This is a genomic window from Nocardia sp. NRRL WC-3656 (genome assembly GCF_000720265.1).
Taxonomy (GTDB): domain Bacteria; phylum Actinomycetota; class Actinomycetes; order Mycobacteriales; family Mycobacteriaceae; genus Nocardia; species Nocardia nova.
Window position 1 is genome coordinate 345,822 of record NZ_JOJF01000003.1, and the last position, 14,049, is coordinate 359,870.

The following is a 14,049-nucleotide window of genomic DNA, read 5'->3' on the forward strand; positions in this document are numbered from 1 at the left end:
GCCATCATCGCACCGTGGCGCAGACCCGCGCGTGCCGGACCGCTCGCATCTGGTGGGCCGGTTCACGGCGTGGGGGTGGCGACCCAACCGGCCACCATCGCCAGTCCGGTGGGACGGTGGACGCCGAGGAAGCCGAAGGGCCGGTCGAAGTTCACTGCGATCATCAGGGCATCGGCCGGCGCCGGTGGCATGCCTGTCGGTTCCATCAGAACCCCGCTGACCGCCGCGGCCGCGAAACCGTCGGCGGTGAATCGGGCGCAGACGTCCTGGGCCGCCGCGGTCACCCGGAGCGCGACCGGCGAGAGGCCGGGGAAGGGGTTGTCCGTCGCGGTGGTCGCCGCGGTCAGTCCGAACAACTCCGGATCGCGCAGCAGGTCGTGGGTGGATCGAACAGCGAAGGGCGGCACCTGGATTCGCAGGGTGTCCGATACGGCGGTCACCGTCCGCACCTCGAGCCCAGGGGCGATGGTGCCCGGGCCGGGCCGGTGGGTTTCCACCGAACCGTCGAGTGCCCCCAGCCCCGCTGCCAGTACCACCGGAGCGGTGGCTCCCTGCTCGCCGAGCAGCAGATGCACATCCAGATCGGACGCCCCACGCACCACGACGCGTGAAACGGGTGTGCCGGCCGTCAGCACGGCGGCGTCGCCGAGGCCGGTGCTGTACCGGGCGAGGGCGGGTCCGCGGTGGCCACGCCACGGGCCGCTCGACGGTTCCAGCACATCGGCGTGAAAGCTCTGCCGCCAGGCGGTGCGGGCGACGATGGCGGTCGCCAGCGCGAGCGCCGTCGCCGCGCCGATCCGGGCGGGGAAGCGATCGATCAGGCCGTCGGTATGGCGACGTGCCCACTCGTCCAGTCCGTCCTGTCCGCGCAGCGCGGCGATCGTGCCCGGGGGCAGCGTGTGTATCCACTCGTCGCGCAGCGCGATATCGTCGCGCACCCACACGCCGAGTGCCGCGCGCACCGATTCGGCGGCCTCGATCCGGCGCAGCAGGGTGATCGCGGCGTCGTGAGCGGATGCGGCGGGAAGGCCGGTCGCCGCGGTGAGTTCGCCGCGGGCCGGTTCGCCGGCCGCCGCGGCCAGTAGTGCGAGCAGCGGCCAGATTCCGCACCCGGACAGGACGAAATCCCCGGAACCCGCTGCGGCACACCATTTTCCGGTGAGATTGTTGGCGGCGGCCACATCGGGTGCGAGGCTCGGCTGCATGGGCGAAAGCCTACCGACGGATGCCGACAGCAGTGCGCCCCTGCCGGGGTGTACGTGGGCGGCAGGGGCGCGTCCGGATCCTGTGGCCCGGACGATCGGCCGGAACCGATCTGCCGACCAGTCTGGTTCCTCAACCGCACTCGAGGTCCAGGCATGCGGTGCGTGGTCTGCGTCACGCCGGCGCGAACACTGGCCGAAACTACGTCTTCGTGGCCGAACGTGTTGAGGCGTCGCGGCCGGTGTGTGTCATCCTTCCGAGGCGGAACGGTCCGCGAGAGGTCCAGGAGGTAGGGATGGCTGGTGCCGGTACGGCCCGTCTGGCGGAACTGCGCGCGGGTCGCACGACCCCGGAGCAGGCGTGGCAGCTGTACGACAGCCTGCCCGAGGTCGCGGTCACCGAGATCACCACCGGCCGCTGGACCGGCGACGAACTGGACACCGGACATCCGTGGGCCGGTGTGCTGGTCGAATCGGGTTGGTACGGAAAGCAATTCGATTCACCGGACGAGGTGCAGCCGCTGCTGTTCGCCGGGCCGGACGGGCGGGTATTTCCGGTCGACCCCCGCCGAGTGCCGCTGGGGCTGGCCGGAACGCTGCCGTCGGCGGGATTCCGGGCCGCACGGCGCATGCTGCCGGCGTTGCGCCCGCTGCTGCGGACCCGTACCGCTCGTGCGCGCCTGCGCGAGATCGAATTCCGCGGCAAGGTCAGCGCGGCCATGATCTACGACCACCTGCCTATCATCGACATCTTCCGCCGGGTCGACGAGGACACCCTGCTCGGTGTGATGGATATGCGCGGGCTGAACGACCCCTACTTCTTCATCCTGCGCCGCGACCGCTCCTGATCGCTCAGTCGTCCCCGGCGGCGAGGATCACCTCGAAGCGGGCGTCGGCGGTGTCGAGTTGCTCGAGAATGTGCTGCTTGACATGCGGCGCCAGCGGCGTGTCCGGACGGGTGATCAGTTCGCGGTAGACCGCGGTGAGCGGCCGGTATTTGGTGGCGAGTTTCGACATGACGGCCTGTTCGTCGGCGTAGAGGATGCCGACGCCGTTGTCGGTGAAATCGGAGATCTTCACCACCCGGGCCCACGGATCGCGGTCCAGGCTCGCGGCGACGTGGTCGCGGTATCGGAGGTGCCGGTCCCGGTCCGAATCGGGTGCCGGGTTGGTCACCGCCGCAACGAGATTCGATACGCGCTCGCCGAACCGCTGGGTGAGCACCGCCAGCGCTGCGGCGTTCAGGTCCTCGTCCGGCTCCGGCGCGCCGCGGAGGGCGACCAGGTCGGCAGCGTGATCCTCGACGGCGTCGTGCAGGAGGCCGGCGAGCACCAGGTCCGTGTCGTGCACCTCGTAGTGGCTCACGATGCGGATCGCCACCCGCAGTAGATGATTCAGGTACGGCTCGCGGCCGTAGTTGTCGCCACGGTGCAGGTCGGCCACGAATTCGAGTGCCGCCTCGACCCGTTCGGGGTCGGGCAGTTTGCGCTGCGACTCCAGCAGCAGTCGTTGCCGCAGCCCTTCCTCGCCGTGCACATCGCTGAGTGTGTGCAACGGCATGGCCGCCAGAATTCCCGCCCCGATGGACTCCATCCGCCCAATCTAGCGGGACGAGGTGACACTCCGCCGTCGCCGGGTTTTCAGCGAACCCCGCGCGGGCGGAATTGGATGCTGATCCGCGGACCCACAGGCCGCCGCGTCTTCGGCACCGCGTGTTCCCAAGTGCGCTGGCAGGAGCCGCCCATCACGAGAAGATCGCCGTGCCCCACGTGATAGCGAATGCTCGCGCCGCCGCCGCGCGGACGCAGCAGCAGGGCCCGCGGCGCGCCGGTCGACAGGATCGCGACCATGGTGTCGTGGGTGGAACCACGGCCCCCGGTATCACCGTGCCAGGCCACACTGTCCTCGCCGTCGCGGTAGTAGCACAGTCCGGCCGTGCGGAACGGTTCGCCGAGTTCCGGGCCGTAATGGCCGCTCAGAGCCGCGCGGGCGTCCTCCAGGATCGGGTCCGGCCAGGGCTCGTTCTCGCCGTAATGGCGCAGCAGTCGCGGTACGTCCACGACGCGGTCGTACATCGGGCGGCGGTCGGCTCGCCATGGGACGCGAGTGGCCAGCCGTTCGAACAGTTCGTCGGCCCCGCGCAACCATCCCGGAAGCAGGTCGACCCACGCGCCCTCGGTCAGCTGGGTGCGGCGCACGCCGTCCAACGGCCCCAGCTCGATGTCGCCGAAGCCGTCGAACAGCGATCTCTGCAGCGGTGTCGACATGCGTTCGAATCTACGTTCTATCGAACATATGTTCAAGCATCGGGTCGCGCCGCTACTCGGGGCCGATCCGGGCGGTTCGGATCAGCTCAGGTGCGCACGCACGAAATCGACCACCGCGTCGGAGAATTCGTCGTTGACATCGCTGGCCGCGGTATGGGCGGCACCGGAGATCTCGACGTATTCCATCTGCGGCACCAGCGCGCGGAAGTCGGCGACCCCCTGTTCGCTGACCACGTCCGACAACCGTCCGCGCACCAGCAGGACCGGGATCTCCAGCGCGCGGGCGGCATCCTCGAGGTCGCTGGTCTGCAGTTCGATGTCCTCCGGCCGGCTCGACATCATCGCCGGATCCCAATGCCAGTACCAGCGCCCGTCCTCGCGCAGCCGCAGATTGCGCCGCAGGCCCTCCGGGTTGCGGGGCCGGCGGCGGTGCGGCAGGTATTCGGCCACCGCATCGGCGGCTTCCTCGAGGGAGGCGAAGCCCTCGGGATGGCCGCCGAGGAAGTTCATGACCCGTTCCACGCCCTTGTGCTCCGGGCGCGGCACGACGTCGACCAGGACCAGTCCGGCGATGCGCTCCCGGCCGGGACGGGCGGTGGCCAGCAGTGCGGTCAATCCGCCCATGCTCGCGCCGACCACGATGGCGGGCCGGTCGAGTTCGGCGAGAATATCGAGGAGGTCGGCGGTCATCGCCGTGCGCGAGTAGTCGCCGTCCGGCGCCCAGTCGCTCTCGCCGTGCCCGCGGGCGTCCAGCAAAATGGCGTGCATTCCCACCTTCGCCAGCGCGGCGCCCGATTCCTTCCACGAGTGCCGGGTCTGGCCGCCGCCGTGCAGGAAGACCGCCAGCGGGCCGTCGGCCGGCCCCCAGCTCTCCCCGGCCAGGGCGATGCCGCCGTGGCCGCGGAAGGTGATCCGGCGGGGCTCGGTGAAGTCGGCTTCGTTGCTCACCCTTCGAGCATCCCACATCCGGTTTACGCTGTATGAAACAGTCCCGGCCAACGGTTGTGCCGTTCGCGTGATGTGTCGGCATAGCCGCAGGTGGCGGGGCTCACAGCGGGACCCCCGCCGTCGGGAGGCCAGGGCGGCGCTGCTACGCTCAGGCATCGAAAAGACATCCTTTAACGGACCGTCCGGTGAGGCGGGGAAGGAGGTCGGCATGGCCGTGCCCGAAGAGCGCGGCGGCCGCGTCGCGCCCGAAGAACGGGCCGCCAGGTCGAGCGCTGCCGAATATTCGCAGCGGCACGACCCCGAGTGGGTCCGCGCCGGGCGTGAACTGTTGTCCGCCTCCGATGTCGGCCGGACCATCGCGCGCATGGCGCATCAGATCATCGAGAAGACCGCGCTGGATTCGTCGGATCCCCAGGCGCCCCGGGTGGTGCTGATCGGCATTCCCACCCGCGGCACCACCCTCGCCGCGCGGCTGACCGATCGCATCGAGGAATTCTCCGGCGTGCGTCCCGCGCTCGGTTCGCTCGACATCACGCTGTATCGCGACGATCTGCGCAACCGTCCGCATCGCCCGCTGGAACGGACCTCGGTCCCCGAGGGCGGCATCGACGACGCGCTGGTCGTACTCGTCGACGACGTGCTGTTCTCCGGTCGCAGCGTGCGCTCGGCCCTGGACGGTCTGCGCGATCTGGGCCGACCGCGCGCGGTGCAGCTGGCGGTACTGGTCGATCGCGGCCATCGCGAACTGCCCATCCGCGCCGACTACGTCGGCAAGAACGTGCCCACCTCGCGCAGTGAGGACGTCTCCGTACTGCTCAGCGAACACGACGGTCACGACGGCGTCTATCTGCATCAGGGGGATGAGCGGTGAGGCATCTGCTCTCGGTCACCGATCTCGACCGCACCACCGCCACCGAACTGCTCGACGACGCCCAACGCTTCGAACAGGCGCTGCTCGGCCGCGAGGTCCGCAAACTGCCCACGCTGCGCGGCCGCACCGTGATGACGGTGTTCTTCGAGAACTCCACCCGGACCCGGGTCTCGTTCGAGGTCGCCGGCAAATGGATGAGCGCCGACGTGATCAACGTGAGCGCCTCGAGCTCCTCGGTGTCGAAGGGCGAATCGCTGCGCGATACCGCGCTGACCCTGCACGCCGCGGGCGCCGACGCGCTGATCGTGCGGCATCCGGCCTCCGGGGCGGCCCATCAGATCGCGCGCTGGTTCGGCGAACTGGACGCCGGCTCGGGTGGATACACCGGAACCGGGCCCGCGATCGTCAATGCCGGCGACGGCACGCACGAACATCCCACCCAGGCCCTGCTGGACGCGCTGACGCTGCGGCAGCGACTGGGTGAGCTGACGGGCAAGCGCATCGTGATCGTCGGCGACATCCTGCACAGCCGCGTCGCGCGGTCCAACGCCTTCCTCCTCGACACCCTCGGCGCCGAAGTGGTGCTGGTCGCGCCGCGCACCCTGCTGCCGGTCGGGGTCGAGCAGTGGCCGGTGCAGGTCTCGCATTCGCTCGACGCCGCGCTGCCCGGCGCGGACGCGGTGATGATGCTGCGGGTGCAGGCCGAGCGGATGAACGGCGGCTTCTTCCCGTCAGCCCGCGAATACTCCATCGCCTACGGACTGAACGAGCGGCGCATGGCGCTGCTCGGCGACGACGCGGTCGTCCTGCATCCGGGCCCGATGCTGCGCGGTATGGAAATCGCGTCGGCGGTGGCCGATTCCCCGAAAGCCGCAGTGCTGCAACAGGTCACCAATGGTGTGCACATGCGCATGGCGGTGCTGTTCCGCCTGCTCGTCGGCGCGGGGGAGGCCGTCGCATGAGCGGAACAGGGCCGGAGGCGGCAGCCTGCGTAACCCCGCAGGCCCCCGCTCATGCGCATCGACACCGCATGAGCGGAACAGGGCCGGAGGCGGGCCTGAGCATGAGCTTCTTCGTGGAAGGTGAGGGCGCGTGAGCGATCTGGTTATCCGGGGCGTGCGGCCCTACGGCGAGGGTGAGCCGGTCGACGTGCTGGTGCGCGACGGCGTGATCGTCGCCCTCGGCGCGCGATCCGGCGACACCGTCGACGGCGTCGAGGTCGCCGCCGATGCCGAGGTGCTGGAGGCCGGCGGCCGGATCCTGCTCCCCGGTTTCGTCGATCTGCACACCCACCTGCGCGAGCCCGGCCGCGAGGACACCGAGACCATCGAAAGCGGTTCGGCCGCAGCGGCATTGGGTGGCTACACCGCGGTGTTCGCGATGGCCAACACCAATCCCGTGGCCGACACCTCGGTCGTCACCGATCATGTGTGGCGGCGCGGGCAGGAGGTCGGGCTGGTCGATGTGCATCCGGTCGGCGCGGTGACCGTCGGCTTGGCCGGCAAGCAACTGGCCGAGATGGGCACCATGGCCGCCGGCGAGGCCCGGGTGCGGATCTTCTCCGACGACGGGCACTGCGTCTACGACCCGCTGATCATGCGCCGCGCCCTCGAGTACGCGAAATCGCTCGACGTCCTGATCGCCCAGCACGCCGAGGAGCCGCGGCTCACCCAGGGCGCCGTCGCGCACGAGGGGCCGAACGCCGCCCGGCTGGGCCTGGCCGGCTGGCCGCGCGCGGCCGAGGAGTCGATCGTCGCTCGCGACGCGCTGCTGGCCCGCGATGCCGGAGCCCGGGTGCACATCTGCCACGCGTCCACCGCCGGCACCGTCGAGCTGGTGAAATGGGCCAAGGCGCAAGGGATTTCGATCACCGCCGAGGTCACTCCGCATCATCTGCTGCTCGACGATTCGCGGCTCGAGACCTACGACGCGGTGAACAAGGTCAATCCGCCGCTGCGCGAGGCCTCCGACGCCCAGGCGCTGCGCAAGGCCCTGGCCGACGGAGTGATCGACTGTGTGGCCACCGACCACGCCCCGCACGCCGAACAGGAGAAGTGCTGCGAGTTCGCCGCCGCCCGTCCCGGAATGCTGGGACTGGAGACCGCGCTGTCGATCATCGTCGAGACCCTGGTGGCTCCGGGCCTGCTCGACTGGCGTGGCGTGGCGAAGGTGATGAGCGAGAATCCGGCCCGCATCGCCGGACTCGACGATCAGGGCCGCCCGATCGCGGTCGGCGAGCCGGCCAACCTGACTCTGATCGACCCGGACGCGTCGTGGACCGTGCGGGCGCGGGAGCTGGCGAGCATTTCCGACAATACGCCGTACGAGGCGATGACCCTGCCCGCCGAGGTCGCCGCCACGATGCTGCGCGGACGGATCACCGCCCGCGACGGCGTGGTGACGACCGCCCTGGCGGGGAGAGTGGGGCAATAATGGAGCGAACACTGTGGGTGATCGGGCTGGCGGCCCTGTTCGTCCTGTTCCTGGGGTTGATGTACCGCTCCTGGCTCGTGCGGGCCAGGAAGCAGGCCTCCTCGGTCGGGGAGCTGCCCACGGTGCCGGCGGATCTGGGCGCGCAGGTGCTCGAGCCGACGACCGGGTTGTACACGGGGACCACGCTGGCTCCGAGCTGGCAGAACCGCATCGTGGTCGGGGATCTCGGTTTCCGGTCCACGGCGGAGCTGACCCGCTTCGAACGCGGGATCCTGCTGGAACGCGACGGCGCGGAGGTGATCTGGATTCCGCAGGAGTCCATCACCGCGGTCCGCACCGAACGCGGCCACGCGGGCAAGGTGATGACCGACAATGGTGTGCTGGTTATTCGCTGGAAACTGCCGACCGGAACCGAAGTCGATACCGGGTTCCGCGGCGACGACAAGACGGTGTATCCGGCCTGGACGGCCATATCCGCGACGGGACAGACCGGCGCGGCGACGGGAGACGAATAAACGTGAAGGCTGGATTTTTCGTGAACGAGGTGAGCGAATGAGCGACCGCGCCGCGGTGATGGTGCTCGAGGACGGACGGGTATTCCGGGGCCGGCGGTTCGGCGCCGAGGGTGAGACGCTGGGCGAAGCGGTGTTCTGCACCGCGATGACCGGCTATCAGGAGACCCTGACCGACCCCAGCTACCACCGCCAGATCGTGGTGGCCACCGCCCCGCAGATCGGCAACACCGGCTGGAACGACGAGGACGACGAGTCGAATCGGATCTGGGCGGCCGGATACGCGGTGCGCGACCCCGCCAAGCGGGCCTCGAACTGGCGCGCCACCACCACCCTGCAGGACGAGCTGGAGCGCCAGCACATCGTCGGCATCGCCGGCATCGACACCCGCGCACTGGTGCGTCATCTGCGCACCCGCGGGTCGATGAAGGCGGGCATCTTCAGCGGTGACGCCGCCGCGGCCTCGACCGAGGAGTTGCTGAGCCGGGTCACCGGTCAGGCCTCGATGCTCGGCGCCGATCTGGCCGGCGAGGTCTCCACCGACGGCGTGTACACCATCGAGCCCGCCGGTGAGCATCGGTTCACCGTGGTCGCGGTCGACCTGGGTATCAAGACCAACACCCCGCGCATGTTCGCCGAGCGCGGCATCCGGGTGCACGTGGTGCCCTCCGGCGTCGCGCTGGACCAGATCAAGGAGCTGAAGCCGGACGGTGTCTTCCTGTCCAACGGCCCCGGTGACCCGGCCACCCAGGACGACGCGGTCGAGCTGACCAAATCCGTTCTGGGCGAAGGACTTCCGCTGTTCGGAATCTGCTTCGGCAACCAGATCCTGGGCCGTGCGCTGGGCCTGGGCACGTACAAGATGAAGTTCGGCCACCGCGGCATCAACGTCCCGGTCATCGATCACGCCACCGGCGCGGTCTCGATCACCGCGCAGAACCACGGCTTCGCGCTCGAGGGGGAGGCCGGACAGCGCTTCGAGACCCCGTTCGGCACCGCCGAGGTCAGCCACACCTGCGCCAACGACGGCACCGTCGAGGGGGTGCGCCTGGTGGACGGTCGCGCGTTCTCGGTGCAGTACCACCCGGAGGCCGCCGCGGGGCCGCACGATGCCGCCTACCTGTTCGACCGCTTCGCGGGTTTGATGGAGGAAGCCTGATGCCACGTCGTAACGACCTGCACCACATCCTGGTCATCGGCTCCGGGCCGATCGTCATCGGCCAGGCCTGCGAGTTCGACTACTCCGGCACCCAGGCGTGCCGGGTGCTGCGGTCCGAGGGCCTGCGGGTGTCGCTGGTGAACTCCAACCCGGCCACGATCATGACCGACCCGGAATTCGCCGACTCCACCTACGTCGAGCCGATCACACCGGAATTCGTCGAGAAGGTCATCGCCAAGGAGCGTCCCGACGCCATCCTCGCGACCCTGGGCGGCCAGACCGCGCTCAACACCGCGGTGGCGCTGCACGAGAACGGTGTGCTGGAGAAGTACAACGTCGAATTGATCGGCGCCGACTTCGAGGCCATCCAGCGCGGTGAGGACCGGCAGAAGTTCAAGGACATCGTCGCCAAGGTCGGCGGCGAGTCGGCCCGCTCCAAGGTCTGCTACACCATGGACGAGGTGCGCGAAACCGTTGCCGAGCTGGGCTTCCCGGTGGTCGTGCGGCCGTCGTTCACCATGGGCGGCCTGGGCTCGGGCATGGCCTACAACGACGAGGATCTCGACCGCATCGCCGGCGGCGGCCTGGCCGCCTCGCCCACCGCCAACGTCCTCATCGAGGAATCGATCCTCGGGTGGAAGGAATACGAACTCGAGCTGATGCGCGACGGCCGCGACAACGTGGTCATCGTCTGTTCGATCGAGAACGTGGACCCGATGGGCGTGCACACCGGCGATTCGGTGACCGTCGCCCCCGCCATGACCCTCACCGACCGCGAATATCAGAAGATGCGCGATCTGGGTATCGCGATTCTGCGCGAGGTCGGCGTCGACACCGGCGGCTGCAACATCCAGTTCGCGGTGGATCCGCGCGATGGACGCCTGATCGTCATCGAGATGAATCCGCGCGTCTCGCGCTCCTCCGCATTGGCCTCCAAGGCAACCGGTTTCCCGATCGCCAAGATCGCGGCGAAGCTGGCCATCGGCTACACGCTCGACGAGATCGTCAACGACATCACCAAGGAAACCCCGGCCTGTTTCGAGCCCACGCTCGACTACGTGGTCGTGAAAGCGCCGCGGTTCGCGTTCGAGAAGTTCCCGGGCGCCGACCCGACCCTCACCACCACCATGAAGTCGGTCGGTGAGGCGATGAGCCTGGGCCGCAACTTCTCCGAGGCGCTCGGCAAGGTGCTGCGCTCGCTGGAGACCAAGGCGGCCGGGTTTTGGACCCAGCCCGACGGCCGCTGGACCGACGTCGCCGAGATCCTCGACGACCTGCGCGTGCCGACCGAGGGCCGGCTCTACCAGGTGGAGCGGGCGCTGCGGCTGGGCGCGAGCGTCGAAGACGTCGCACAGGCCTCGGGCATCGACCCGTGGTTCGTCGCCGAGATCGCCGGACTGGTCGAGTTGCGCGCCGATATCGCGCAGGCGCCGGTACTGGACGAGCCGCTGCTGCGCTACGCCAAGCACAACGGCCTGTCCGATCGCCAGATCTCCGTGCTGCGACCGGAACTGGCCGGCGAGAACGGGGTGCGCGAGCTGCGTCACCGCCTCGGCATCCGGCCGGTGTACAAGACGGTCGACACCTGTGCGGCCGAATTCGAGGCCAAGACGCCGTACCACTACTCGAGCTACGAACTCGATCCGGCCGCCGAGTCGGAGGTCGCGCCGCAGCCCGAGCGCGAGAAGGTGATCATCCTCGGCTCCGGGCCCAACCGCATCGGCCAGGGCATCGAATTCGACTACTCCTGCGTGCACGCCGCGCAGACGCTGTCGCAGGCCGGGTACGAGACAGTCATGGTCAACTGCAACCCCGAGACCGTGTCTACCGACTACGACACCGCCGACCGCCTGTACTTCGAGCCGCTGACCTTCGAGGACGTGCTCGAGGTGTACCACGCCGAATCGGAGTCGGGCCGGGTGGCCGGAGTGATCGTGCAGCTCGGCGGCCAGACCCCGCTCGGTCTGGCGCAGCGGCTCACCGACGCCGGAGTGCCCGTGGTCGGCACCTCCGCGGCGGCGATCGACCTGGCCGAGGACCGCGGCGAATTCGGGCACGTGCTGGTCTCGGCCGGACTGCCCGCGCCGAAGTACGGCACGGCCACCACGTTCGAGCAGGCCAAGGAGATCGCCGCCGGAATCGGCTATCCGGTGCTGGTCCGCCCGTCCTATGTGCTGGGCGGGCGCGGTATGGAGATCGTCTACGACGAGAGCTCGCTCGAGGGTTACATCTCCCGCGCCACCGAACTCAGCCCCGAACATCCGGTGCTGGTCGACCGCTTCCTGGAAGACGCCATCGAGATCGACGTCGACGCGCTGTGCGACGGCGAGGAGGTCTACCTCGGCGGCGTGATGGAGCACATCGAGGAGGCCGGTATCCACTCCGGCGACTCGGCGTGCGCGTTGCCGCCGATCACCCTGGGCCGCAGCGATATCGAGGCGGTGCGCCGCTCGACCACCGCACTGGCCAAGGGCATCGGCGTCAAGGGCCTGCTGAATGTGCAGTACGCGCTCAAGGACGACGTGCTCTACGTGCTCGAGGCCAATCCGCGCGCCAGCCGGACCGTGCCGTTCGTCTCCAAGGCGACCGGCGTGCAGCTGGCCAAGGCCGCCGCGCGGGTGATGCTCGGCACGAGCATCGCCGAATTGCGCAAGGAGGGCATCCTGCCCGCCGAGGGCGACGGCGGTCACGCGCCGATGGACGCGCCGGTCGCGGTGAAGGAAGCGGTGCTGCCCTTCCACCGGTTCCGCCGTCCGGACGGCACCGGTATCGATTCGCTGCTGTCGCCGGAGATGAAGTCCACCGGCGAGGTGATGGGCATCGACGCCGATTTCGGCACCGCCTTCGCCAAGAGCCAGTCCGCGGCCTACGGTTCGCTGCCGGTCGCGGGCACGGTGTTCGTCTCGATCGCCAACCGCGACAAGCGGGCCATGGTGTTCCCGGTCAAGCGGCTGCACGATCTGGGCTTCCGGATCCTCGCCACCGACGGCACCGCGGAGATGTTGCGGCGCAACGGGATTCCGTGCGAGCGGGTGCGCAAGCAGTCCGATCCGGTGCCCGCGTCGGCCAACGGCGATCCGATCGAACCCTCGATCGTCGATCAGATCAAGGACGGCGAGATCGACATCGTGTTCAACACGCCTTACGGTAACTCCGGGCCCCGTGTGGACGGCTACGAGATTCGTACCGCCGCGGTGGGCGCCAACATTCCGTGCATCACGACGGTTCAGGGTGCGGCTGCAGCCGTACAGGGCATCGAAGCAACCATCAACGGCGGTATCGGGGTGCGCTCGCTGCAGGAGCTGCACGCCGTATTGCGCGGCTAAGAGGAGAGATAACGGTGGGAGCCATCGGTTTCGGCGCGGGAGTCCGGCCCCCGGGGGCCGGACGGGCGACGACTCGGCGGATTCGGGGATTCGGTGCGGCGGAGGCCGCGCCGCCCGGAGGCGGTGACATCCGCCGGATGCGCAACGTCGGCGGCTACAGCACGGTCGGTTTCCGGGCGATCCCGCCGATCGGCCGCAAGCCGGCGCCCGACGCCGAGGCCGAGGCCGAGGCGGACGCGCTGACCGACGCGGTGCTCGCCCGGGCGGACGAGGTGCTCGCCCGGGCGGACGAGGTGCTCGCCCAGGCCGACGAACTGCTCGCTTACGCCGGTGAGGAGGCATACGCCGAATCCGGGTCCGCCGGTGCGCAGACACCGCCCGCCCCTACCGGGGACGAACTGGCGGGCGCCGGGGCGAGCCGGTGACGCCGTTCGGCCTGCGGCTGGCCGACGCGATGGGCCGGCTGGGCCCGTTGTGCGCCGGCATCGACCCCCACCCGCAGTTGCTGCGGGCCTGGGGGCTCAGCGAGGACGTCGAGGGCCTGAAACGGTTCTCCGACATCTGCGTCGAGGTGTTCGCGGGCCGGGTGGCGCTGGTTAAACCCCAAGTGGCGTTCTTCGAGGAGTACGGCTCCGGTGGCATCGTGGTGCTCGAGGACACCATCGCCGCGCTGCGCGCGGCCGGCACGCTGGTGCTGGCCGACGCCAAGCGCGGCGATATCGGCTCCACGATGGCCGCCTACGCGCGGGCCTGGCTGGGCGACGGTCCGCTGGCCAGTGATGCGGTGACGGTATCGCCGTACCTCGGCTTCGGTGCGCTGTCTCCTGCCCTCGACGCCGCGCGCTCGGCCGGTCGCGGCGTCTTCGTGCTGGCAGCCACCTCGAATCCGGAGGCGGCCCAGGTGCAACGCATCACCGCGGCCGACGGTCGCAGTGTCGCGCAGATCATGATCGACGAGGCCGCCGGCTGCAACGCCGGGGCGGAATTCGGATCGGTCGGCGTCGTGGTCGGCGCGACCCTCACCGAACCCGTCGACGTGAGCAAACTCAACGGTCCCGTCCTTATGCCCGGCGTCGGCGCGCAGGGCGGGGGAGCGGAATCGATCCGCGCGCTGATCCCGTCCGACCGGTTCGCGGCGGTGGTACCCAACGTCTCCCGGGAACTGCTCGACACCGGGCCTTCGGTGGCGGCGATGCGCACCAAGATGCACAAGCTCGCCGACGAATTCGCCTTCCTGCAGGCCTGATTCGTTCCGCCCGGGTTCGCGAGCCGTCGCACCCGGGCGGGATTCGCTCATGTCCACCACGCGCGTCGCGCGGGAGCCGGCTGCC

At 69.6% G+C, this 14,049-nt stretch carries 13 protein-coding genes; 9 read left to right on the plus strand and 4 right to left on the minus strand.

Annotated features, from left to right (window positions below; genetic code table 11):
* Positions 1-62: 62 nt before the first annotated feature.
* Positions 63-1,205 carry a serpin family protein gene (locus tag IG65_RS0106845; RefSeq protein WP_030513981.1) on the minus strand — a complete coding sequence of 381 codons (1,143 nt, stop codon included), beginning with the start codon at positions 1,203-1,205 and terminating at the stop codon, positions 63-65.
* 293 nt (positions 1,206-1,498) lie between these two features.
* On the opposite strand from IG65_RS0106845, the gene IG65_RS0106850 reads away from it, so the two are divergent.
* Positions 1,499-2,050, plus strand: coding sequence for a DUF4334 domain-containing protein (locus IG65_RS0106850; protein WP_030513982.1), 552 nt, complete (start codon positions 1,499-1,501; stop codon positions 2,048-2,050).
* A gap of 4 nt (positions 2,051-2,054) precedes the next feature.
* Here IG65_RS0106850 and IG65_RS0106855 read toward each other — a convergent pair whose 3' ends face one another.
* The 3 genes from IG65_RS0106855 to IG65_RS0106865 form a co-directional block, all read right to left on the minus strand.
* Positions 2,055-2,795 carry an HD domain-containing protein gene (locus tag IG65_RS0106855; protein WP_030513983.1) on the minus strand — a complete coding sequence of 247 codons (741 nt, stop codon included), beginning with the start codon at positions 2,793-2,795 and terminating at the stop codon, positions 2,055-2,057.
* A 47-nt stretch (positions 2,796-2,842) separates the two neighbouring features.
* Positions 2,843-3,469, minus strand: a complete 627-nt coding sequence (locus tag IG65_RS0106860; protein WP_030513984.1) for an alpha-ketoglutarate-dependent dioxygenase AlkB — start codon at positions 3,467-3,469, stop codon at positions 2,843-2,845.
* 81 nt (positions 3,470-3,550) lie between these two features.
* The gene (locus tag IG65_RS0106865; protein ID WP_030513985.1) at positions 3,551-4,417 is read right to left on the minus strand and encodes an alpha/beta fold hydrolase; all 867 of its coding nucleotides are present in this window, start codon (positions 4,415-4,417) and stop codon (positions 3,551-3,553) included.
* Positions 4,418-4,625: 208 nt separating this feature from the next.
* Between IG65_RS0106865 and pyrR the strand changes: the two genes are divergently transcribed.
* The 8 genes from pyrR (at position 4,626) to pyrF (ending at position 13,964) form a co-directional block, all read left to right on the plus strand.
* Complete coding sequence (gene pyrR, locus IG65_RS0106870) at positions 4,626-5,288, plus strand: bifunctional pyr operon transcriptional regulator/uracil phosphoribosyltransferase PyrR (RefSeq protein WP_030513986.1); 663 nt, start codon at positions 4,626-4,628, stop codon at positions 5,286-5,288.
* Positions 5,285-6,250: an aspartate carbamoyltransferase catalytic subunit gene (locus IG65_RS0106875; protein WP_030513987.1), complete on the plus strand. Its 966-nt coding sequence runs from the start codon at positions 5,285-5,287 to the stop codon at positions 6,248-6,250. The genes pyrR and IG65_RS0106875 overlap by 4 nt, the downstream gene beginning before the upstream one ends.
* 130 nt (positions 6,251-6,380) lie before the next feature.
* Positions 6,381-7,721: a dihydroorotase gene (locus IG65_RS0106880; protein ID WP_030513988.1), complete on the plus strand. Its 1,341-nt coding sequence runs from the start codon at positions 6,381-6,383 to the stop codon at positions 7,719-7,721.
* Positions 7,721-8,236, plus strand: coding sequence for a hypothetical protein (locus IG65_RS0106885; RefSeq protein WP_030513989.1), 516 nt, complete (start codon positions 7,721-7,723; stop codon positions 8,234-8,236). The genes IG65_RS0106880 and IG65_RS0106885 overlap by 1 nt, the downstream gene beginning before the upstream one ends.
* Positions 8,237-8,273: 37 nt before the next feature.
* Positions 8,274-9,392 (plus strand): glutamine-hydrolyzing carbamoyl-phosphate synthase small subunit, encoded by a 1,119-nt coding sequence (gene carA / locus IG65_RS0106890; RefSeq protein WP_030513990.1) that lies wholly within the window; start codon positions 8,274-8,276, stop codon positions 9,390-9,392.
* Positions 9,392-12,718, plus strand: a complete 3,327-nt coding sequence (gene carB / locus IG65_RS0106895) for a carbamoyl-phosphate synthase large subunit (RefSeq protein ID WP_030513991.1) — start codon at positions 9,392-9,394, stop codon at positions 12,716-12,718. Before carA ends, carB begins: the two co-directional genes overlap by 1 nt.
* A 14-nt stretch (positions 12,719-12,732) precedes the next feature.
* Entirely contained in the window at positions 12,733-13,143 is a 411-nt protein-coding gene (locus IG65_RS0106900) for a hypothetical protein (RefSeq protein ID WP_030513992.1), read from the plus strand.
* Positions 13,140-13,964, plus strand: a complete 825-nt coding sequence (pyrF, locus tag IG65_RS0106905) for an orotidine-5'-phosphate decarboxylase (protein WP_030513993.1) — start codon at positions 13,140-13,142, stop codon at positions 13,962-13,964. The genes IG65_RS0106900 and pyrF overlap by 4 nt, the downstream gene beginning before the upstream one ends.
* Positions 13,965-14,049: the final 85 nt, after the last annotated feature.

Coding starts and splice junctions, on each gene's coding strand:
- pyrR (WP_030513986.1), top strand. CDS start 4,626: ATGGCCGTGCCCGAAGAGCGCGGCGGCCGCGTCGCGCCCGAAGAACGG.
- carB (WP_030513991.1), top strand. CDS start 9,392: ATGCCACGTCGTAACGACCTGCACCACATCCTGGTCATCGGCTCCGGG.
- IG65_RS0106850 (WP_030513982.1), top strand. CDS start 1,499: ATGGCTGGTGCCGGTACGGCCCGTCTGGCGGAACTGCGCGCGGGTCGC.
- IG65_RS0106845 (WP_030513981.1), bottom strand. CDS start 1,205: ATGCAGCCGAGCCTCGCACCCGATGTGGCCGCCGCCAACAATCTCACC.
- IG65_RS0106885 (WP_030513989.1), top strand. CDS start 7,721: ATGGAGCGAACACTGTGGGTGATCGGGCTGGCGGCCCTGTTCGTCCTG.
- IG65_RS0106860 (WP_030513984.1), bottom strand. CDS start 3,469: ATGTCGACACCGCTGCAGAGATCGCTGTTCGACGGCTTCGGCGACATC.
- IG65_RS0106855 (WP_030513983.1), bottom strand. CDS start 2,795: ATGGAGTCCATCGGGGCGGGAATTCTGGCGGCCATGCCGTTGCACACA.
- carA (WP_030513990.1), top strand. CDS start 8,274: ATGAGCGACCGCGCCGCGGTGATGGTGCTCGAGGACGGACGGGTATTC.